Below are 22,184 nucleotides of genomic sequence, written 5' to 3'. Positions count from 1 at the left end.
CTAAAGAATTAAAGGTCAAGGATTAGTTTAGCTGGCTCTTCAAGTAACTCTTTAACAGTTACCAAGAAGCCTACAGCTTCTTTACCATCAATCATACGATGGTCATAAGAAAGTGCTAAGTACATCATTGGAAGAATTTCAACTTGACCATTTACAGCCATAGGACGCTCTTGGATTTTGTGCATACCTAAAATAGCAGTTTGTGGTTGGTTCAAAATAGGCGTTGAAAGTAATGAACCGAAAGTACCACCGTTGGTAATTGTGAAAGTACCACCAGTCATATCTTCAATTGCTAATTTACCTTCACGTGCTTTTGCAGCATATGCACCAATACCTGATTCAACTTCAGCATAGTTCATACGGTCAGTATTACGTAATACTGGAACCACTAAACCACGATCAGAAGAAACCGCAACACCGATATCATAGTAACCATGATAAACAATATCATCACCGTCGATTGAAGCATTTACCGCAGGATAGCGTTTAAGTGCTTCAGTTACAGCTTTAACGAAGAATGACATAAAGCCTAAACGTGCACCATGACGTTTTTCGAAAGCATCTTTATATTGCTTACGCATTTCCATCACAGGTTTCATATTGACTTCGTTAAACGTAGTCAACATTGCAGTTTGCTGTGTAGCAGCAAGAAGACGTTCAGCAACACGCTTACGTAAACGTGTCATTGGAACACGTTTCTCAATACGCTCACCAACAGCAACGCTTAATGGTGTTACAGCTGCAGCAGCTGGTTTAGTTTGATGATTCGCAACATCTTCTTTGGTGATACGACCACCACGACCAGTACCATCTACATCCGCAGCAGCAATACCTGTTTCAGTTAAAGCTTTACGCACTGCAGGTGCTTGATCTTGTACTTGAGCACGTTCAACAACAGGTGCATTACCCGCTTGAGTTTGTGCCGCAGCTTGTTCTACTTTCTCTTCAGATTGAACTGCTTGAGTTTGAGTAGCGCCAGAAACAGCACCTTCTTCAAATGTTGCAATAACTTCAGAAGAAAGAACAGTGTCACCTTCATTTTTGATGATTGCAGAGATAGTACCATCAGCAGGAGCAACAACTTCTAAAACAACTTTATCCGTTTCAATATCACAGATGACTTCATCACGTGATACCGCTTCACCTGGTTGTTTGTGCCAAGTTGCAATTGTTCCGTCAGCAACTGACTCTGGGAACACCGGTGCTTTAATTTCGGTTGCCATTATTTAGATTCTCCTGATTGTTCAGCTACGATCGCAAGTGCGTCATTCACGAGCTGAGCTTGTTGTTTTGCATGCAAATATGGTGAGCCACATGCAGGTGCAGCTGAAGCTTCACGTCCTGCATAGCTAATTTGAACTTGTAGAGCAGACTTCATTACACCTTCGTATAAACGAGGAGCAATGAATAACCATGCGCCTTGGTTCTTCGGTTCTTCTTGACACCAAACAAGTTCTTTTATGTTTGGATATGTCGCAAGCACTTCAGCAAGACGTTTTTCTGGGTATGGGTACAATTGTTCAACACGTACCACCGCAATGTTCAAGTTTTCTTCACGACGTTTTTCAAGTAAGTCGTAATAAACTTTACCACCACAAAGTACAACACGTGTTACATCTTGTTTGTTGATTTGATCCACTTCATCAATCACAGTCTGGAATGTACCAGTTGCAAGCTCTTCCAAAGTTGAAGTTGCAAGTTTATGACGAAGCAATGACTTCGGTGAAGTCACGATCATTGGCTTACGAATTGGGCGAATTGCCTGACGACGCATTGCATGGAAAATCTGTGCAGGTGTCGTTGGTGTAATCACTTGCATGTTTTCTTCAGCACATAACTGTAAGAAACGCTCAAGACGTGCAGATGAATGCTCAGGACCTTGACCTTCATAACCATGTGGAAGAAGTAATGTTAAACCACACACACGTTCCCATTTGGTTTCACCAGATGAGATGAACTGATCAATAACCACTTGCGCACAGTTTGCAAAGTCACCGAACTGAGCTTCCCAGATTACCAAGCTTTTTGGCAATGTTGTTGCATAACCATATTCAAATGCAAGCACAGCCATTTCTGACAATAATGAGTCATAAATTGCAGTACGTGGCTGGTTTTCTTTGATATGACAAAGCGGAATATAAACCGAACCATCAACTTGGTTATGTAGCTTGGCATGACGGTGTGAGAATGTACCACGACCAACATCTTCACCAGTCAAACGCACCAAGAAACCATCATCAAGGATAGAAGCATAAGCTAAAGTTTCTGCTGCACCCCAGTTTAATGGCATTTCACCAGTTTGCATTTTCAAACGTTCATCGATCACTTTAGACACTTGGCGTTGCATCACGAAACCTTCCGGTAATTCGCGCATTTTTGTACCAATTTCTTTTAAGCGTTCGATTGGGAAAGTCGTATCCCAAACATCTGTATATTCATGACCTAGATACGGTTTCCAGTCCACAAACATTTTGTCATTTGGTTCAAGCACTAAAGCATTGGCAACATGGTTACCTGCTTCAAGATCTTCACGATATTTTTCAACTAAAGCATCTGCATCAGAACGATCTAATACTTTTTCTTGTACCAATTGATCCGCATAAAGCGTACGTGTAGTCGCTTTTTTATTGATCACTTGATACATCATTGGTTGTGTTGCTGCTGGCTCATCCGCTTCGTTATGACCACGACGACGATAACAGAACATGTCAATCACAACATCTTTACGGAATGTATGACGGAAATCATGTGCCAATTGCGCAACAAACAATACAGATTCTGGGTCATCACCATTGACATGGAAAATTGGCGCCTGAATCATTTTTGCAATGTCAGTACAGTATTCGGTAGAACGTGCATCACGTGGATCAGATGTAGTAAAACCAACTTGGTTGTTGACTACGATATGAACCGTACCACCTACGGTATAACCACGGGTTTGTGACATTTGGAAGGTTTCTTGGTTGACACCTTGACCAGCAAATGCAGCATCACCATGTACGATTACAGGCAATACGTCATCACCACCAATGTCTTTACGACGTACTTGGCGTGCACGAACTGAACCTTCAACCACAGGACCAACAATTTCTAAATGCGATGGGTTAAATGCCAAAGCCAAGTGAACTTCACCACCAGGTGTCATCACATTTGATGAGAAACCTTGGTGATACTTAACGTCACCTGAACCTTTTTTAGCTAAAGTTTTACCTTCAAACTCACCAAACAAATCAGCTGGGTTTTTACCCATGATGTTCACAAGTAAGTTTAAACGACCACGGTGTGGCATCCCAATTACGACTTCTTTACAACCTACAGAACCTGCACGTTGAATAAGTTCGTTTACCATTGGAATGAAAGATTCACCACCCTCTACACCAAAACGCTTCGCACCAACATACTTATTACCGAGGAATTTTTCTAAGCCTTCAGCAGCAGTTAAACGTTCAAGTACGTGTTTCTTTTGATCTGCCGAGAAACCGAACTGACCGCGTGCACCTTCAAGACGTTGTTGAATCCAGCGTTTTTCTTTGGTGTCAACAATGTGCATATATTCAGCACCAATAGAAGCACAGTATGTTGCCTCCATTGCGCTAACCATCTCACCTAAAGTTGCTTCAGTTTTACCAATCGCCAAATTTCCAGCATTGAAAACTGTATCTAGGTCAGACTTGGTTAAACCATGTGCAGCAAGATCTAAATCTGGCACATCTTCACGTTTAGCCAAACCTAGTGGATCAAGCTTCGCTTTTTGATGACCACGGTTACGGTATGCTGCAATCAGTTGCAAAACACCGATTTGACGACGTTCATGCTCAGTACTTACTTCACTTTGCACAACAGGCTGAACACGACTTGAATTACGACCTAATAATAAGAATTGCTCACGAATATTTCCGTGTGGTTGGTCACCTTTAGGGAATTTATCGAAATATTGACGCCAATCCTCACCTACTGAGGTTGGAGAAGAAAGGTACTGTTCGTAAAGCTCTTCAATATACGCTGCACTATCAGCGGAAAGTTCAGTATCAAGACGCAATGCGTCAGCAACTTCTTGCATTTGTGGACCCATTTCCTATTGCAAAAACATTAGAGGGTGCTTTTTAAGCACTCCCATGATTGATAATGCCAAATCGGTAAATTGACATTCACCCATCAGATACTCATGACCAAGGGGCGTTATAAACATTAGCTTTTACTAATGCATACAATGAATCATAACGCCCTCAATGGCATCATCACTCACTTATATACTCAACCGAAGCTGAGCAATTTTTTGCAAATCGACTTAGAAAAAACAAAGGCTTTTTTGCTTTTTCTAAAGCGGTTCTAAACTTTGCTTATAAAATTATTTATAAACTGATCTGGATCACACTTATGTAGAAAAAATGTACCAAAAACATGGTGTGTTTTTCACATATAGTGGTTTGTTAAATCGTAACATGATCTGTCACTTCAATTGATTTTTTTGACACATACCACCTATAAATTAGCGAAATACATACAAGAAATAATCTATTATTATCCATCCATTTATATCGGGTCTGTTGATCCTTTTTCAATGCTTAAAGCTTAGATCCCATTCACTCGAACAAAAAACAACCATCTCATTAAAAATCCAATAAAAAAAGAGCGTACATCCTAAGATGCACGCCCTTTTTTCACATCGTATTAACCCGCTTGATCGAGCAACATGCTACGGATATGACCGATCGCTTTTGTTGGATTCAAACCTTTCGGACATACAGACACACAGTTCATAATCCCTTTACAACGGAATAATGAGAATGGGTCATCAAGACGTGATAAACGATCTTGTGTCGCAGTATCACGAGAATCAATAATAAAACGGTATGCATTCAACAATGCTGAAGGACCCAAGAATTTATCCGGGTTCCACCAGAATGATGGGCATGACGTTGAACAACATGCACAAAGAATACATTCATACAAACCATTTAAGTGCTCACGCTCTTCTGGAGATTGTAAACGCTCTTTTGGTGGTGCAGGTTGATTATTGATTAAGAATGGATGAATTTTGTCATACTGATCGTAGAACTGATTCATATCCACAACTAAATCTTTCACTACTGGCAGACCAGGTAATGGACGAATGACGATTTTTTCAGGTAAATCGTTCAGGTTCCATAAACACGCAAGACCATTTTTACCATTAATATTCACACCATCTGAACCGCAAATACCTTCACGGCAAGAACGACGGAATGTTAATGATTCGTCTTGAACTTTTAATGCTAAAAGCGCGTCAAGCAACATACGATGCTTATCCGTCAACTCTAGTTTAAAAGTCTGCATATACGGTGCTTTATCCTTATCAGGATCATAGCGGTAGATTTCGAATGTACGTGTACCTCTACTCATCTTATTTCTCCCGATTAGAATGTACGTGGTTTAGGTTCAATTGGGTCTACAGACAATGGGCTGTAACGTACTGGCTTGTATTCAAGATGGTTATCCGCTGAATACCATAAAGTATGTTTCATCCACTCATCGTCACGACGACCATATGAATAGTGCTCATCATCAGCAGGCAATTCATAATCTACAACAGTATGTGCACCACGACATTCTTTACGTGCAGCAGCAGAAATCAATGTTGCTTTCGCTACTTCGTATAAGTTTTCAACTTCCAAAGCTTCAATACGTGCAGTATTAAATACTTTAGATTTGTCTTTTAAATGAATGTTACGTACACGTGGTTCAATCGCAAGAATCTGCTTAACACCCTCATCAAGCAAGGCTTGAGTACGGAATACACCTGCGTGATCTTGAACGATATCACGAATCGCATCCGCAACTTCTTGTGCATTTTCACCAGAAGTAGAATCATCTAAATGATTGATACGTTTCAACGTGTTCACAAGTACATCATTTGGAAGTGGTTGGTATTCATCACCGTGATGTTTAGTCACGTAATCGATGATGTGTTCACCAGCAGCTTTACCAAATACAACCAAGTCAAGTAATGAGTTTGTACCTAAACGGTTTGCACCATGTACAGACACGCAAGAACACTCACCAATTGCATAGAAGCCTTTTACAGGCACTGTGTAATTCATTGTACCGTTGGTTGTGTATTCATTTGCAGCTTTATCAAAACCTGCATAGAAATCTGCTGCATTTTTCGCTGTTTCAGGAATAACCACTTGACCATGAATATTGGTCGGAATACCACCCATTTGATAATGGATTGTTGGTACAACTGGAATTGGTTCTTTGGTGATATCCACGTTTGCGAATTTCTTACCAATCTCAAATACAGATGGTAAACGCTTCATGATGGTATCTGCACCCAAGTGAGTCATATCAAGTAGGATATAATCACCTTTAGGACCACAACCACGACCTTCTTTGATCTCTTGGTCCATAGAACGTGATACGAAGTCACGCGGAGCCAAATCTTTCAAAGTTGGAGCATAACGCTCCATGAACGGTTCGCCATCTTTGTTACGAAGGATTGCACCTTCACCACGACAACCTTCCGTTAATAATACGCCTGCGCCAGCAACACCCGTTGGGTGGAATTGCCAGAATTCCATATCTTGTAATGGAATACCCGCACGAGCAGCCATACCAAGACCATCACCAGTATTGATATAAGCATTGGTAGATGCACGGTAAACACGACCAGCACCACCTGTAGCAAACAATGTTGCTTTGGCTTGGAATACAGCAATTTTGCCTGTTTCTTGGTCAATTGCTGTTACACCGAGTACATCACCTGCTTCGTTACGGATTAAGTCTAATGCAATCCATTCAACAAAGAATTGAGTACCCATTTTCACGTTACTTTGATAAAGCGTATGAAGAAGCGCATGACCTGTACGGTCGGCAGCAGCACAAGCACGAGGAACTGGTTTTTCACCATAGTTCGCAGAGTGACCACCAAATGGACGTTGGTAAATTGTACCGTCAGCATTACGGTCAAATGGCATACCTAAGTGTTCAAGCTCATAAACAACTTTAGGCGCCTCACGACACATAAATTCGATTGCATCTTGGTCACCTAACCAGTCAGAACCTTTTACCGTGTCATAGAAATGATAGTGCCAGTTATCGTCTTGCATGTTACCAAGCGATGCACCAATACCACCTTGAGCCGCAACAGTGTGAGAACGTGTTGGGAATACTTTAGTTAGCACTGCAACTTTCAAACCTGCTTGAGCAAGTTGATATGAAGCACGCATACCTGAACCACCACCACCAACGATGACTGCATCGAAGAACTGGCTTGGAATATTTGAATAATCTTCTTTAGGGGTTAAAGCGCCCATGACATTTTCCTATCAATTCGCCCAAAAAATCTGGATTGCCCAGATCGCATATGCAATAACAGCAATAATCACTGCTGAAGTTAACACGATGCGTAAACCTGAAGCTGAAGGACCCATCTGACGAGTAGTCACATAGTCAGTGAATACTTGCCACATACCAATCCAAGCATGCGCAACAAGAGATAAGACTGCCAATAAAGATAAAATCTTCATCGGAAGTGTCATCATAAAGCCAAACCATTGCTCATAGTTAAATCCGCCATTGCACAGAATCCAACCTAATACCACAACAGTATAAACAGCTAGAACTACAGCACTTACGCGTTGGATATACCAATCACGAGAACCTGAACCCGTTAAACCTGTAGCACTTTTCATTAGAGAACGATCCATACAAATGAAGCGATAACTGATATCGCAGCCAAGATTAATGCAATAGTTGCTGCTACGCGACCACTTTGCAACTCTTCAGCAAAGCCTAGGTCAGCAAGTAAGTGCTTAATACCCATAATGAAATGGAATAATAAACCAGCGACAAATACCCATACGATAAAACGTACAATGAAGCCACCAAAGATTGCTTGAACTTGAGCAAAGCCTTCAGGCGAAGACAAAGACTTGTCTAAAAGCCACAAAAGTACCGGTACGAGTAAAAATACGATGACACCTGATAGACGGTGTAGAATTGATGCAATAGCCACAGGGGATTTTAAGTTTACATCTAAAACTTGACCCATGGACAAATTGACAGGTCTGTTGCTTTTCACAGCGGGCATCCTGTAAGTAAAAACTCCATCCGGAGTTTGTTGGAATTAATTCGAAGGAAAGCTAGCATTGTCAGACAAATTAAATTGCCTGAACTTTAAACGACACTGAATTATAAAACGTGCACTGTCAAAATACAAACCATCGAAATTGGCTTTTTCTTTAAAAATCACTCAAATAAGAATCATTTACACCCATTTGAAAAATAAAGCAGATCCCCCACCTCTGTTTTTCAAGGCTATCTCGTTATTTTTTATGACATTTAAACATATTACTTTTACACATAATTACGACTTATATTATTTTTATAAATTTAGACTAAAGCACAACATTACGGACAAAATCGTCCTGTGGTTAATTTCTCCCTGCTGTTTTATTTTTCATCAGCTGGTTAAGCTTTAGTAGATACCCAACATGTTATTTTAAAATAGTCCTTTATTCCTATTTTAAATGGGTGCCATTTAATTCAGTGATTTGACTGAAAGCTTTATAATAAGAAAGAAAGACTTAGTTTGTGAATAATTCATAATTTAGCTGCAAGATTTTATGGTATTTGATTATTCCTAAGGCAACTAAATGCCTATTTTTATACTGATTCGATTATTTTTTATCCTTTAAAAGCTTCAATAAAAACTATTTTTTAATCAATTAAGCATTAAAATGAAAATAAATATTTCATCAACTCATTTGGGTGTTTTTTACACAAAAATAATGGCAAAAGCTATGTAAGTCGTGAAATTCAGATGGTTTTAAAACAGCAACAATGCATTTCGCAACTTACAAAAGCCACAAAATATTGGTCAAAAATGCCATTTCCTGTCTAGCAATCACAATTATTTTTCTGCACCTTCTTTAGAATTTACCTTATTATACTGACCGACTCTGAAATTTAATGATCAATCTTACTGGTTAAAGTTAGACTAACTACTGATGAAAACATTGTTTTTCATCCATAAGTATAATTGACAAAATTTCAGTACTCACTAAGCTAAATAGCAATTTTTGATCCGTCTGACTTGTACATTACAAGATGACTCAGCAAGTTAGATAAAATATCCACCAGGACAGGAGATCTATTGAATGTCTGCAGCAACTGGCAAGAAAGCCGTTCTAGAGCTTGATGGCAAAAAAATTGAATTACCAATTTACAGCGGCACATTGGGCCCAGATGTAATCGACGTTAAGGATGTGTTGGCTTCAGGTCACTTTACTTTTGATCCTGGTTTTATGGCGACAGCTTCTTGCGAGTCTAAAATCACTTTCATTGATGGTGATAAAGGCGTTCTTTTACACCGTGGTTATCCGATTGCTCAACTTGCAACTCAAGCTTCTTACTTAGAAACTTGCTATTTATTGTTAAGCGGTGAGCTTCCAACTGCTGAACAAAAAACAGACTTCGAAAACAAAGTCCGCAACCACACAATGGTTCACGATCAAGTTAGCCGTTTCTTCAATGGTTTCCGTCGTGATGCTCATCCTATGGCGGTTATGTGTGGTGTAGTGGGTGCGTTATCTGCGTTCTATCACAACGGTTTTGACGTTGAAAACGTAGACCACCGTGAAATCACTGCAGTTCGTTTAGTTGCTAAAATTCCTACTTTAGCTGCTTGGACTTACAAATATACAATCGGTCAACCGTTCGTATATCCACGTAACGATTTAAGCTATGCTGAAAACTTCTTGTACATGATGTTTGCTACTCCAGCAGATCGTGATTACAAAGTTAACCCTATTCTTGCTAAAGCAATGGATCGTATCTTTACGCTTCATGCTGACCATGAACAAAATGCATCAACGTCTACAGTACGTTTAGCTGGTTCTACAGGCGCTAACCCTTATGCATGTATCGCTGCGGGTATTGCTGCACTTTGGGGACCTGCGCATGGTGGTGCAAACGAAGCTGTTCTTAAGATGCTCGATGAAATCGGCTCTGTAGAAAATGTTGCACCGTTCATGGAAAAAGTAAAAACTAAAGAAGTTAAACTTATGGGCTTCGGTCACCGAGTTTATAAAAACTTCGATCCACGTGCAAAAGTAATGAAAGAGACTTGTGACGAAGTGTTAAGTGCACTTGGTATCAATGATCCACAACTTGCGCTTGCAATGGAACTTGAACGTATTGCATTAAGCGATCCGTACTTCATCGAACGTAAACTTTATCCTAACGTAGACTTCTATTCAGGTATCATCCTTAAAGCGATTGGTATCCCAACAGAAATGTTTACGGTAATCTTTGCGCTTGCACGTACAGTTGGTTGGATCAGCCACTGGTTAGAAATGCACAGCGGCCCGTACAAAATCGGTCGTCCTCGTCAGCTTTATACTGGCGAAACTCAACGCGATATCAAACGTTAATTCGTTACGCGTTCAGATCGAACAAGAGACCACCCTTTGGGGTGGTTTTTTATTACATATTCATACCATTTGGTATAATCTATTTATTTTAAAATTCATTTAAAATCAAAACATAACAATACCAATAATAAGCATAGAAAACTGAAATTTATATTTTTACTATAAAACTTACAAATCACTACTTTAAAAAACACCCAACAAATAACTTTATTTTATATATTGTTTAAAATTTTTTTATTAATACATTTTCAAAGGAATTGAAGATGCCTCAACATTTATCCAAACAAGTGCACGACCCAGATCAAGCTTTTTTTGGTCACCCTAAACCATTAAAAGGTTTATTTTTTACCGAGCTTTGGGAACGTTTTTCCTATTATGGTATTCGCCCTTTATTAATCCTCTATATGGCGGCTTTAGTTGCTGATGGCGGTCTCGGTTTAGATCGCCCAACAGCATCAGCAATTGTCGGCTTATTTGCAGGCAGTATGTATTTAATGACCGTATTGGGTGGATGGGTTGCTGACAATTATCTCGGTCAGGAGCGCGCTGTGTGGTACGGTTCACTGATCATCGCACTCGGACATTTATCCATTGCATTAGCAGCTTTATTTGGACATTTCTTTTTTTATTTTGGTTTAGTATTGATTGTGATCGGTTCTGGTTTATTTAAAACCTGTATTTCCGTCATTGTTGGCACTTTATATCAGGCTCAAGATTCACGGCGTGATGCAGGATTTTCCATTTTTTATATGGGAATTAATCTAGGTTCGTTGATTGCCCCACTATTGACTGGTTTATTGGTTAAAGAACATGGTTGGCACTGGGGATTCGGAATCGGTGGCGTTGGAATGTTAATCGCCTTACTGATTTTTAAGTTAATAACTGTGCCTCAATTAAAACAATTTAATCATGTGCAAGGCAATGAAAATAACTGGGCTCGTCCTGTACATTACAATCCTAAAGCACCCCAAATGATCATAGGTTTTATTGCAGTTGTTGGCTTGATTATCGGTCTAGTTTCTCTTGGCGTAATTACCATCAATCCAATTCAGATCGCCACATATTTCACAATCACAATCTGTATTTGTATTGCCTTATATTTCAGCTATCTATTGCTCTTTGCTGGTTTGAATAATACTGAGAAAAAACAAATCATCATCTGTTTTATTTTACTCATCACCGCTGCACTTTTCTGGTCAGCATTTGAACAAAAACCAACATCTTTCAATCTTTTCGCCCAAGACTTTACAGATCGCCAATTCTTTGGCTTTGAAATACCCGCAGTTTGGTTTCAATCGATTAACCCGCTTTTCATTATTATTTTCGCACCGATCATCGCATGGCTTTGGGTTAAATTAGGCAAACAAAATCGTGACCCTAGCTATATCACCAAATTCATTATTGCTTTACTTCTCGCTGCGGGTGGTTTCCTCGTGATGAGCATTGCCAGTTACTTGATCACCCAAAATGGTGGAACTGTTTCTGCATTGTGGATCGCATCAAGCCTCCTGCTTTTAACACTAGGTGAATTATGCTTAAGCCCTGTTGGTCTTTCAACCATGACTAAACTTGCTCCGACTATCATTCGTGGGCAAGTGATGGGGCTTTGGTTTACAGCATCTGCTTTAGGAAACTTGATGGCAGGTTTAATTGGTGGTCATGTTTCTATCCATGAAGTTGACCAATTACCCTTGCTATTTGTGCGATGTGTCATCGCTTTACTTCTTGGCGCACTCGTTCTATGGTTAATGAGAAAACCGATTCGTAAATTACTCAATCAAACATCGACCCCCTCTCAAAAATCTATTGATATGCAATTGGAAAAAGTATGAACAGTTTGTCACCTGCCAACAAATTAGAAAACCTTCGTACAATTATGAAGAAATATCAGCAGGATGCTTTTATCGCCATGAGTGCAGATCCACATATGTCAGAGTATCTACCTGATTATTGGAAAATACGTCAATGGCTAACAGGCTTTACAGGTTCAGTCGGCACAATTGTAGTTACTCAAAACTTCGCAGGTTTGTGGGTAGATGGTCGATATTGGGTACAAGCTGAACAGCAACTGGAAAATACAGGTTACGTTTTACAAAAGCAGACACATGATCCTGCTTCAACACATTTGGCTTGGCTTTCACAACATTTAGCCAAAGATGCAAAAATCTCTGTCAATGGAAATACCATTTCAACTCAACAATACAGCGCATTATCAGCGCTTGCGATAGAACACAATTTCGTCATTCAAACAGACTTAGATTTAATTGATGAAATTTGGACTGAACGGCCAGCACTGCCCCTACAACCCATTTGGCAAATGGCAGATGATTTAAATGCGCAAACACGCTTAGAAAAAATAACTGCGATCCGTCACAAACTTATTCAGAAAAAAGCAACGGGGCATTTTATTTCTGCACTCGATGATATTGCTTGGATTTTGAATTGTAGGGGGCGTGATGTTGAATATAATCCCGTGTTCTTAGCACACTTATATATTGACCATTCTCGAACTGTGCTTTTTATTGATGATGCAAAACTTTCAACTGAAATGCAGCAAAGATTTGCTTTGGATAACATTGAAATCTTAGCTTATAACGCAAGCATCAAGTTTTTGCTCGAACTTAAACAACAAAATATTTTAATTGATCCTGCTAAAGTCTCAATTTCATCTGCACAGGCCATTGAGCAGCAAAGTCATTTAGTCCAAGACATTAATCCAAGCAGTTTATTTAAATCACGTAAACATCCTTCAGAAATTGCACATGTGCGCAGTGCAATGACCAAAGATGGTGTTGCCCTATGTCATTTCTTTCATTGGCTAGATAACGCATTGGCTGATAAAGAATCGATCAATGAACTGACTATTGATGAAAAAATCACAGCATATCGTGCACAACAAGATGGTTTTATTGGTTTAAGTTTTTCAACGATTGCAGGTTTTAATGCCAACGGCGCATTACCCCACTATCGCGCTACAGAAGAAAGCTTTAGCGCGATTAGTGGTGATGGTTTGCTGCTGATTGATTCAGGCGCACAATATGATGAAGGAACCACAGACATTACCCGCGTTGTTCCCATAGGCACAGCAAGCGCTGAACAAAAATGTGATTACACTTTGGTGTTAAAAAGCCATATTGCACTTGCACAAAGCGTTTTCCCTGAAGGCATTGCATCACCACTATTAGATGCAATTACCCGTCAAACGCTATGGAAATACGGATTAGATTATCGTCATGGTACAGGTCACGGTGTAGGCTATGCATTGAATGTTCATGAAGGCCCACAAGTGATTTCATATTATGCCCCAGTCACACCATCCACCAAGATGCGCGAAGGGATGATTACTTCCAATGAACCTGGTTTATATCATCAAGGCAAGTACGGCATTCGGATTGAGAATCTTGTCGTCAACAAAATTAAGCATTTTGAAGATACGACCTATGGTCAATTTTTGGAATTCGAAACACTAACATTGTGTCCGATTAACCTGACGTGTATCGTTTTAGACCTACTCAGTCATGATGAAAAAGCATGGTTGAATCAGTACCATCAAACAGTCAGAGAGCGATTAGCACCTCACCTAGAAGGTGATGTTTTAAACTGGCTAAATGAAAACACCCAAGCTATTTAACATTTTCCGTAAAATTTAAAAGCTCAAAGTACCTGACTTTGAGCTTTTTAAAGCAAAAATAATGATATAAATCAAATCAAAATGCTTTTGCTTTAGCTATCATTTAAACCAGATATGATCAAAATAATGATCAACGACCCCATTCCATTTTCGCCATATACGGGCGAATTTTTTTAATACGCTGGATATTGGTCTTTTCAATCTGAGTTAATTGATTTTCAACATTGGTACTGCATGGCATATACCAATTATCGTTAGCAAATTGAGAGGCAATCTCTTTATTGGCAAATGAATAACCATGACGCGCATAAATTTCATTACGCATCCAGTCCAGTTCTTCAGGAGGAATTTGTAGATCCTCATCTTTTAATAAACGTTGTGATGCAACTGGATAATCACCGACATCTTTTTGATAGCGACACTGTTGCGGCTTTAAATCAAAATATTTTGGTTTAACCTTAGCCGTTGTAGATTCCCAACTAGACTCCAACACATTCGGCTGATTTTGTTTTACAGTAAACGTAAACACACCACTACTTGCTTTAGCACCGCTTTCTGTTGCGGTAATTTTATAGCCTTGTGAAGTCGTCTGTACTTTTCCTGAGAAATTTTGTTTATTTTTACCGAGAACACTATAGCCTTTGACCTGATTACGATCGATAGATTGGATGAAAACAGCAATTTTCTGCTCATCATATTTTCCAGACCAAGATTTTTGCAACTGTTGAATATCCAGTGCATAGCTATTCTGGAAACCAATCATTCCTAATCCGACGAGTGCGATTAAACTTTTATTCATTGTTATACCTATTTGTTATGAAGATATTGGATGCATTTTCACATTGATTTTAGATTAAATTGTTTGCTTTGTGATCTACTTTAAGATAAATAAATCAGGATTCTCTGTGGTTTATTTTAAAATCTATGCCATACCCAAACATAAATATGCTGTTTCAACTTATCTTCCATTATAATTTCTCAATCACCATTCCATTATAAGCAGTGATGAACAAAACAAAAACTACCTTGGCATATTCAAGCTTGAGTCTAATTTCACTCGTGATCTATGCTTATTTATGCTATCTCATGGTGGCAATTTGTCTACAATATTTCCCATGGCAAACTGATCAGTATTTTCTCTTGTTAAAGCAAGATGTAGTCAATACTCAACCTTGGCAGGCGGCTTTTAAAATCCATGTGATCAGCAGTAGTTTTGTACTCATCGCTGGATTTACACAGTTTTTTCGTGTCTTTCGCACGCGTTATCCCCGAATTCATCGCTGGAGTGGTTGGCTCTACATCATCACCATTTTGGGGCTGTCTTTACCCAGTGGCTTAATTTTAGCTTTTTCAGCGGCTGGAGGGTTATCCACACAAATCAGCTTTGTCTTATTAAGTTCACTCTGGGCGATCACCACCCTATCCGCTTTATACTTTTTATTGAAAAAGCGCTGGATTTTACATCGTGACTGGATGATCCGTAGTTTTGCACTAAGTCTTTCAGCGCTAAGCTTAAGGACATGGAAAATCGTGCTTTATGAGTTACAACCTTATTTTGATTGGTTAACCCCAATTCACATCTATCAGTTAGAATCTTGGTTAGGTTGGGTGGTCAATCTAATCCTAGCTGAAATCATTATTTTTGGATTACATCGTCGCACAAGACAAAAAAATAAAAGCCCTAAATCAATTTAGGGCTCGCATAAAAAGTGTTCAGCAATTGAACACTAAACTTATTTTTTACTCACACTATAATGGTTTAAATCTAGTTGTTTTAATTGGTTACGTAATTGTTGCAATGACCATGGCCATGCTGCAAAGTTACGACCATTTTCATCCAGATAATAGGACTTACACCCACCCGCATTAAATACAGTGGTTTTTAAATGTTTCTGCAAACGTTTATTATGCTGGGCAAGCACATCCGCTTTGATTTCAAAGCGAGTGAATTTTTGCTCACGCATTTTTAACAAGCCATCAACAATATAACCGACTTGTGCTTCCGCGATACCAATAAATGAGTCATATACCAGAATGTTTGGACCAAGGACCAAGAACGCATTCGGTACATGTTCAATACTGGCACCCAAATATGCTTCAGGTGAACTATTTTTCCAACGCTCAGCAAGGACTTGACCATTGCTGTCATAAACTCGTTTACCAATTGGAGGATGTGAAACTTCAAAGCCTGTTCCCCAAATAATCACATCCACGTCATGACGTTCACCATTTGCTGCAACCACTGTATTTCCATCAATTTCAACCAAACCATGTGCAATCAGATTCACATTATCTTGTTGTAGTGCTGGATAATAATTGTTTGCAAACAATAAGCGCTTACATCCAATGGTAAAGTTCGGTGTCACTGCTTTACGCAAGGTTTCATCTTTAATTTGCAGTTTGAGTAATTGCTTACTTAGGAAATTCACGGGTTCCAATACTTTAGGATTACGCAATCCAAAGTTAATCCCATTTAAAATCTGTGCAATGCTATTACGCCAAGTTTGCTGAATGATTGGGAATCGAGAAATGATCCCTTTAGCCGTTTCGTTTAACTCCATATCCGCCTTGGGTAGTACCCACGGTGCTGTACGCTGGAATACGATTAGCTGTTTCGCTAAAGGTTGTACTTGCGGGATAAACTGAATTGCAGAAGCCCCTGTACCAATCACTGCAACACGCTTACCCGTTAAATCATAATCATGATTCCAACGTGCTGAATGGAACATTTCACCTTTAAAACTTTCAATGCCCTTTAATTTCGGCAAAGCAGGTTCAGTAATCGGTCCTGTCGTAAAGATCACCGTCTTGGCTTGATATTGACCTTTAGATGTTTCTAAGTGCCAAATATGTTGTGTTTCATCCCATTTGGCACTGATCAATTCATTATTAAATTCAATTTTCTCACCAAGGTCGTATTTTTCCACCACCTCTTCTAAATAGCTTAGAATTTCTGGTTGCTTGGCAAATAAATGACTCCATTTATGGCTTGGTGAGAAAGAAAATGAATAAAGTGCTGAGGGTACATCACAACCGCAGCCCGGATAATTATTGTCGCGCCATGTTCCCCCCACACGACTGGCTTTTTCAAGTACCACATAATCGTTATAGCCTGCTTGATTCATTTTATAAGCAGCAGCAATCCCTGAAATACCCGCACCAACCACAATGGTGTCATAAATATGCACAGCTTCTTTGTGCTGAATCGTCGGCGCTTTTTCCTCAGCCGATTGTCCAAGCTTTTCAGATTGAGCACTTATTTGCGTTTCAACTTTTACCTCAGGCTTATTTTTAGCTTTAGCCGGAGTTTGGACTTCAGCTTTAGCAGTATTTGCTTTCGCTGGCTTTGTAACAGTCTTTGCCTCAACTTGCTTCTCTACGAGTGCTTTTTCTTTAAGCTGTTTTGCTTCAAGCGATTTGTCTTGCACAGTATTCTGTTGAGTCACCTGTTTAATGTCTTCGACTGTAGTTTGTGTTGAGTTTTGCTCTACGCTTTTCTCTTTAGGCAGCGTAGCTAAAGTTGTTTCTGTTGTCATCTTGATCTACTCGCAGCTTATTTGATGTATTTGTTAAATAATGGATATCCGATACCTAGCGCTTTGGCATATAAGGTGGGTGATACACGTTTTAATATCCAAAACAGTTTTGCGTCTGGCTGAGGAATGGTGTACAGCTTGCCTGCATCCAAGTTATTTAAGGTTTTAATCACCACCTGATCACTGGTGGTAAATGCATGATTCATCAGTAAATCATCTGCTAAACCCGCATAATGACCAGGCAAACGACCATTTTTCATAATATTTGTAGGCACTAATGTTGGACACAGCACATTCACTCGAATGTTGTCACCGCGAAGCTCTGCTGAAAGGGTTTCTGACAATGCCAGCACACTGGATTTTGTTACGTTATAAGCAGTCATTTCGGGAGCTGCTGTATAGCCCGCAGCTGAAGCAACATTGATAATTGCTCCATAACCTTGTTGCTTAAACTGAGGAACAAAATAATGACAACCATGAATAACCCCCCAAAGGTTGACATGCATACACCATTGCCAATCTTCCAGTGACACTTCATCAAACTTACCGCCCAGCCCTACACCCGCATTATTAATGATCAAGCTTACAGGATGATTCATTAATTTTTCGGCTTGTTCTGAAAGTGCTTTTACTTGCTCTTTCTCACCCACATCACATTGCACAGCAAATGCTTTAGCTGAAGTTTGTGATTCAATCAAACTGACAGTTTCTTTGGCTGCATCCAGATTTATGTCAGCACAAACAATTGTTCCTCCACGTTTTGCAAGTTCCATTGCAAAACTACGTCCAATGCCACTGCCTGCGCCAGTCACGACCGCATAAGCATTTTGGCTCGGCTTAACTTTTTTAGAAAAAATACCCATAAACTTTAAATCCATCTCTTTTAGGTTTTTATGAACGCAATGCAGGATAAAATTCTTTCGTCAAATATGGCGTAAGAAGACCTGTCTTTGGATTCAGTAGTTTCTCTTTGTAATAGTCCAAAAATTCAGATGTATCATGATCATTTGGATGAAAATCGGGACGAAGATAATCAAAAATATGTTTAAAGCTACTGCCGTAAACACCATCTTTTAAGCCAAAGATCAGGCGAAAATTATATGGAATCTCTTTCCAATAACGTAAGCTAATCAGGTTCTTAGGATTGCGATAAAAAGGAACTAAAAATGATGCAGCTGAAATCAGCACCAAAATCGTGATCAATGCGGGAAAGAATCCAGCAATACGTAATAAATAGTTATTTGATAATTCTTGAAACACATCGAAAGCAATATCCTTATGCTCTGATTCTTCAAGCATATGCCACATCCAGATTGCCCGTTGTTTTTCATCTTGCGAACGGAAGAACACTTCTTCATGATTCATCATGTATTCTGCAAGTACCGCAGTAAAATGTTCGATACCAGCCATCAACGACAATTTCATCGGTTGTGGAAGACGCTCAAACCCATATTCAAAAGCCCAGCCAGCCCAAGTACGAAACAGCTTTACTGGCAAATCACGAATTAAATAAGCGTCATTTAACTCTTCATGCATTTTTGAATGAATCGCCTCTTGACCAATCAATGAAGTAACACGTTGCTTCAATAATGGATCAGTAATGAAATCACGATGATAACGAGCAGTATCAATCACAAGATCTTCACCACGAGTTAAGAAAATCGACAATGACGCAAAATATGCACTTGCCAATTCTGCATCCATATAAAATCGGTGATCTACTTGCGCTGGATCAAAATCAAACTTCATATGACGAATTGGAATAATCGGCGTTTGATTTTCCAGACTGAATGGTGCCGCAGCAAAAACTTTAGCAACGGCTTTCTTAATTGGCTTAGCGAACATAGCTGGTACTCTTTATTCATTTAATATGGCAATCCATTTCATCGTCTTTACGCTGATGAGCTACAGATCGCCTTTTGAGTAAAAACTCTACTTTGATGGCTAAAAATTACGACATGCTTTGTCAATTACCATTGGCACATGCATTCATTCGGTTTGCAAATTATGACAACCTTAGATAATTGTCAGACAATCACTTTTAAGAGTTGCCTCCACTGATAAAGAATGTCCCTTAAAAACAATTTTTATAAAGTGCTTGGTTAAAATCACAGCTTTTAAAAAAAAGCTTTTCCTTCAAAAATTGATGGAAAAGCTCAGTATCGATCTACAACATCATTTTTATATTGAATAGAAAATTTGAATGCTAAGATTGAATAAAATTACATCCGTAAAGCAGGGGTAAACGCTTTAACAAAATAAGGAGTGAGTGTGCCTGTTTCAGGATCAAGTAATTCTTTTTTGAAATATTCTAAAAGCTCAGTTGTATCATGATCATTAGGATGAAAGTCTGGACGCAAATAATCAAAAATATGGCCTAAACTGCTACCAAAAACACCATTGTCTCGACTAAATAATAAATCCCAACTGCCCTTTGCCTCTTTCCAAAAACTTAGACTAAAGCTATTCATTGGACGTCGTAAAAATGGCAACATCAATGCGCCAGCACCTACGCCTAGACCCAAAGTAATCAACGCAATAAAGAATCCTGAAATTCGTAATGGATAATTTGCAGAAAGCACTTGATAAGTATCATAAGCAATATCTTTATGCTCAGACTCTTCCAGCATATGCCATAACCATAAAGCACGTGTTTTTTCATCAAGAGAATGATTAAAGATGTCTTGATGAGTCATGGCATATTGAGCAAAGACAGCGGTGAAATGCTCAATCCCAGCCATCATTGAAAGCTTTAAAGGTTGTGGGAATTTTAAAAAAGTATGATTAAAAACCTGTTCTGCTAAAAACCGATATAACTGCACAGGCAAATTATTTGGAATCATGGTTTCATTGTATTCTTCATGGACTTTTGAGTGAATTGCCTCTTGCCCAATCAAACTGGTTAGACGCTGTTTTAAAACAGGGTCTTGTATTTGATCACGATGATGTCGTGCGGTTTCGATCACCAACTCTTCACCATAGGTCAAAAAAATTGACAGTGCGGCAAAATAAGCAGTCGCCCACTCTTTTTGCATAAAAAATTTAACATCCAACTCATCTGGGCTAAATTTAAAATTGAAGTGACGAATCGGGATATTCGCAATCTGATCTTTTAAATTAGGCAATCGACTTGGAAAAGCTTTTGCAAACACTTTTTTGACAGGCTTAGCAAGTAACATATGAAGCACCTATTGTTTATTTAGGGATCAAGGATTTGACTGAAAACCAGTTCAAATTCACATTTCAAGTAAAAAATCCTATTTATGTTGGAAAAGTAAGTCATCTGGATTCAAATACCACTGACATTTCAGGTCAATCCATTGGCAATTTATGACTATTCAATAAAGTGTCTGACAAATAAGGCCTGAGCTTGCCTCTACTGATAAATAATGACCTTTGCGGACAAGTCATTAGCTTTGGCTTAAATCATGATTTAAATTTTGGGTGTACCGAACCCTAACCAGGGATGTGCAACATTAGTGAAATCAGGCAACAAGAAAAGGTTCATGTCAGCACATATATATAGAGTCTGTTGACATTTCATAAATGGCTTGCGTTGTAGGCTAAAATTGAGCATGAGACGTATACGTCGTAAAGCATGCATGAGAATAGCGAGACTATTTTCGAGTTTTATAACGCAGACTGAGATAATTTTAGCCACAACCCTGAGCAAGAACAAAGCACTGCTTTGTTTGCAGCGCAAGGCGCAGCGGGGGACTAGAGTGTTTTTTGCTGCTACATCGTTACGAACTATTTATTTAGAATGACTAAATTTCATATTTCGTGCCTTGTATCATCTAAAAATCACTCATAGTCGCAAACGTAGACGAATTGTCAACAGACCCTAATAGAGAGCTTTTTTATCGTGATGTATCTGGGTCACAGTTAATCTTTGGGTCACACCGAATCAGTGCTAAACTTCATGATGTACTTTTTACACAGCACAAAATAAAACAATGTTCAATTTCATTTGGCGCTTTGTACAGCTTCTTCAATTGGATCAATTCAAGTATCGTAAATTGACGGAGGGTGAAATTCGTATTAGCCAAAGTGTATTTGGAGATTTAATTGACTACAGCCAAGTCAAGGTGATGAATCATCCTTATTTACCGTGGCAGCCTGTTGGTATTTTGATGGCGCCCAATGGTTATATTCACTTAAAAGATGCAGACTATTGTGAAGACTTTTCCTGTATGAGCTTGGGTTACCAAGCTGTTTTTATTCATGAAATGGCTCATGTTTATCAATATCAGCGTCATGAAAATGTATTACTTAAAGGGGCGATTTTACAGTCCGCACTTTACCTGAGTTTGGGTAAATATAACCCTTATCGCTACACCCTCATTCAAGGAAAAGCTTATTTCGATTACAATATTGAGCAACAAGGCGATATTGCCAAAGATATTTATTTAAATCGAATTGAAAATATTATTCTGGATAAAAATTCAGCCAATCATTCTATTTAAGTCCCTTGTTTTGATGCAAATTTAAACAATTTAAGTGATGTATTTCACAAAAATAAATTAAAGCTAATCCTTTCCAATATAAAATTCAAAAAATAATGAAAAATCACTAGTTTCTATAAAAAAAATACACTAAATT

General features: G+C 38.9%; 16 protein-coding genes. 5 read left to right on the top strand and 11 right to left on the bottom strand.

What is annotated here, in order from left to right:
• Positions 1-8: 8 nt before the first annotated feature.
• The 6 genes from odhB to sdhC form a co-directional block, all read right to left on the bottom strand.
• Positions 9-1,223, bottom strand: coding sequence for a 2-oxoglutarate dehydrogenase complex dihydrolipoyllysine-residue succinyltransferase (gene odhB, locus FHR28_RS04790; protein WP_004717280.1), 1,215 nt, complete (start codon positions 1,221-1,223; stop codon positions 9-11).
• Positions 1,223-4,060: a 2-oxoglutarate dehydrogenase E1 component gene (locus FHR28_RS04785; RefSeq protein ID WP_004717282.1), complete on the bottom strand. Its 2,838-nt coding sequence runs from the start codon at positions 4,058-4,060 to the stop codon at positions 1,223-1,225. The genes odhB and FHR28_RS04785 overlap by 1 nt, the downstream gene beginning before the upstream one ends.
• Positions 4,061-4,671: 611 nt before the next feature.
• Positions 4,672-5,382, bottom strand: a complete 711-nt coding sequence (locus tag FHR28_RS04775) for a succinate dehydrogenase iron-sulfur subunit (RefSeq protein WP_004717284.1) — start codon at positions 5,380-5,382, stop codon at positions 4,672-4,674.
• A gap of 14 nt (positions 5,383-5,396) precedes the next feature.
• Positions 5,397-7,295, bottom strand: a complete 1,899-nt coding sequence (locus FHR28_RS04770; protein ID WP_004717286.1) for an FAD-dependent oxidoreductase — start codon at positions 7,293-7,295, stop codon at positions 5,397-5,399.
• A 12-nt stretch (positions 7,296-7,307) separates the two neighbouring features.
• Positions 7,308-7,673 (bottom strand): succinate dehydrogenase, hydrophobic membrane anchor protein, encoded by a 366-nt coding sequence (sdhD, locus tag FHR28_RS04765; RefSeq protein WP_004717289.1) that lies wholly within the window; start codon positions 7,671-7,673, stop codon positions 7,308-7,310.
• The gene (gene sdhC / locus FHR28_RS04760) at positions 7,673-8,071 is read right to left on the bottom strand and encodes a succinate dehydrogenase, cytochrome b556 subunit (protein WP_126606943.1); all 399 of its coding nucleotides are present in this window, start codon (positions 8,069-8,071) and stop codon (positions 7,673-7,675) included. Before sdhC ends, sdhD begins: the two co-directional genes overlap by 1 nt.
• 1,069 nt (positions 8,072-9,140) lie before the next feature.
• Here sdhC and gltA point away from each other — a divergent pair.
• From gltA to FHR28_RS04745, 3 genes are all read left to right on the top strand, one after another.
• A complete protein-coding gene (gene gltA / locus FHR28_RS04755; RefSeq protein ID WP_004717293.1) occupies positions 9,141-10,415 on the top strand; it encodes a citrate synthase in 1,275 nt (424 codons plus the stop codon).
• A 263-nt stretch (positions 10,416-10,678) separates the two neighbouring features.
• The gene (locus tag FHR28_RS04750; RefSeq protein ID WP_166782040.1) at positions 10,679-12,247 is read left to right on the top strand and encodes a peptide MFS transporter; all 1,569 of its coding nucleotides are present in this window, start codon (positions 10,679-10,681) and stop codon (positions 12,245-12,247) included.
• Entirely contained in the window at positions 12,244-14,046 is a 1,803-nt protein-coding gene (locus FHR28_RS04745) for an aminopeptidase P family protein (protein ID WP_166782039.1), read from the top strand. Before FHR28_RS04750 ends, FHR28_RS04745 begins: the two co-directional genes overlap by 4 nt.
• A 130-nt stretch (positions 14,047-14,176) precedes the next feature.
• On the opposite strand, the gene FHR28_RS04740 is transcribed toward FHR28_RS04745, so the two are convergent.
• The gene (locus FHR28_RS04740) at positions 14,177-14,845 is read right to left on the bottom strand and encodes a YARHG domain-containing protein (RefSeq protein ID WP_034612492.1); all 669 of its coding nucleotides are present in this window, start codon (positions 14,843-14,845) and stop codon (positions 14,177-14,179) included.
• Between the two features lie 206 nt (positions 14,846-15,051).
• On the opposite strand from FHR28_RS04740, the gene FHR28_RS04735 reads away from it, so the two are divergent.
• Entirely contained in the window at positions 15,052-15,741 is a 690-nt protein-coding gene (locus FHR28_RS04735) for a DUF2306 domain-containing protein (RefSeq protein WP_166782038.1), read from the top strand.
• A 38-nt stretch (positions 15,742-15,779) separates the two neighbouring features.
• On the opposite strand, the gene FHR28_RS04730 is transcribed toward FHR28_RS04735, so the two are convergent.
• The 4 genes from FHR28_RS04730 to FHR28_RS04715 form a co-directional block, all read right to left on the bottom strand.
• Positions 15,780-17,582 (bottom strand): NAD(P)-binding domain-containing protein, encoded by a 1,803-nt coding sequence (locus tag FHR28_RS04730; protein ID WP_166782037.1) that lies wholly within the window; start codon positions 17,580-17,582, stop codon positions 15,780-15,782.
• Between the two features lie 17 nt (positions 17,583-17,599).
• The gene (locus FHR28_RS04725) at positions 17,600-18,445 is read right to left on the bottom strand and encodes an SDR family NAD(P)-dependent oxidoreductase (protein ID WP_166782036.1); all 846 of its coding nucleotides are present in this window, start codon (positions 18,443-18,445) and stop codon (positions 17,600-17,602) included.
• A 28-nt stretch (positions 18,446-18,473) separates the two neighbouring features.
• Complete coding sequence (locus FHR28_RS04720; RefSeq protein WP_004717305.1) at positions 18,474-19,427, bottom strand: metal-dependent hydrolase; 954 nt, start codon at positions 19,425-19,427, stop codon at positions 18,474-18,476.
• A gap of 377 nt (positions 19,428-19,804) precedes the next feature.
• Positions 19,805-20,761, bottom strand: a complete 957-nt coding sequence (locus tag FHR28_RS04715) for a metal-dependent hydrolase (protein WP_034612484.1) — start codon at positions 20,759-20,761, stop codon at positions 19,805-19,807.
• Positions 20,762-21,538: 777 nt separating this feature from the next.
• Between FHR28_RS04715 and FHR28_RS04710 the strand changes: the two genes are divergently transcribed.
• Positions 21,539-22,048 (top strand): hypothetical protein, encoded by a 510-nt coding sequence (locus tag FHR28_RS04710; protein ID WP_166782035.1) that lies wholly within the window; start codon positions 21,539-21,541, stop codon positions 22,046-22,048.
• Positions 22,049-22,184: the final 136 nt, after the last annotated feature.

This window comes from Acinetobacter sp. BIGb0196 (genome assembly GCF_011759595.1).
Classification (GTDB): Bacteria; Pseudomonadota; Gammaproteobacteria; order Pseudomonadales; family Moraxellaceae; genus Acinetobacter; species Acinetobacter guillouiae.
Note: the sequence above shows the minus strand (reverse complement) of the source record. Positions and strands in the feature narration are given on the sequence as shown.

What these genes read in the sequence shown, in the direction of transcription:
- odhB (WP_004717280.1), bottom strand. Translation starts at nt 1,223, where the DNA reads ATGGCAACCGAAATTAAAGCACCGGTGTTCCCAGAGTCAGTTGCTGAC.
- FHR28_RS04785 (WP_004717282.1), bottom strand. Translation starts at nt 4,060, where the DNA reads ATGCAAGAAGTTGCTGACGCATTGCGTCTTGATACTGAACTTTCCGCT.
- FHR28_RS04775 (WP_004717284.1), bottom strand. Translation starts at nt 5,382, where the DNA reads ATGAGTAGAGGTACACGTACATTCGAAATCTACCGCTATGATCCTGAT.
- FHR28_RS04770 (WP_004717286.1), bottom strand. Translation starts at nt 7,295, where the DNA reads ATGGGCGCTTTAACCCCTAAAGAAGATTATTCAAATATTCCAAGCCAG.
- sdhD (WP_004717289.1), bottom strand. Translation starts at nt 7,673, where the DNA reads ATGAAAAGTGCTACAGGTTTAACGGGTTCAGGTTCTCGTGATTGGTAT.
- sdhC (WP_126606943.1), bottom strand. Translation starts at nt 8,071, where the DNA reads ATGCCCGCTGTGAAAAGCAACAGACCTGTCAATTTGTCCATGGGTCAA.
- gltA (WP_004717293.1), top strand. Translation starts at nt 9,141, where the DNA reads ATGTCTGCAGCAACTGGCAAGAAAGCCGTTCTAGAGCTTGATGGCAAA.
- FHR28_RS04750 (WP_166782040.1), top strand. Translation starts at nt 10,679, where the DNA reads ATGCCTCAACATTTATCCAAACAAGTGCACGACCCAGATCAAGCTTTT.
- FHR28_RS04745 (WP_166782039.1), top strand. Translation starts at nt 12,244, where the DNA reads ATGAACAGTTTGTCACCTGCCAACAAATTAGAAAACCTTCGTACAATT.
- FHR28_RS04740 (WP_034612492.1), bottom strand. Translation starts at nt 14,845, where the DNA reads ATGAATAAAAGTTTAATCGCACTCGTCGGATTAGGAATGATTGGTTTC.
- FHR28_RS04735 (WP_166782038.1), top strand. Translation starts at nt 15,052, where the DNA reads ATGAACAAAACAAAAACTACCTTGGCATATTCAAGCTTGAGTCTAATT.
- FHR28_RS04730 (WP_166782037.1), bottom strand. Translation starts at nt 17,582, where the DNA reads ATGACAACAGAAACAACTTTAGCTACGCTGCCTAAAGAGAAAAGCGTA.
- FHR28_RS04725 (WP_166782036.1), bottom strand. Translation starts at nt 18,445, where the DNA reads ATGGGTATTTTTTCTAAAAAAGTTAAGCCGAGCCAAAATGCTTATGCG.
- FHR28_RS04720 (WP_004717305.1), bottom strand. Translation starts at nt 19,427, where the DNA reads ATGTTCGCTAAGCCAATTAAGAAAGCCGTTGCTAAAGTTTTTGCTGCG.
- FHR28_RS04715 (WP_034612484.1), bottom strand. Translation starts at nt 20,761, where the DNA reads ATGTTACTTGCTAAGCCTGTCAAAAAAGTGTTTGCAAAAGCTTTTCCA.
- FHR28_RS04710 (WP_166782035.1), top strand. Translation starts at nt 21,539, where the DNA reads ATGTTCAATTTCATTTGGCGCTTTGTACAGCTTCTTCAATTGGATCAA.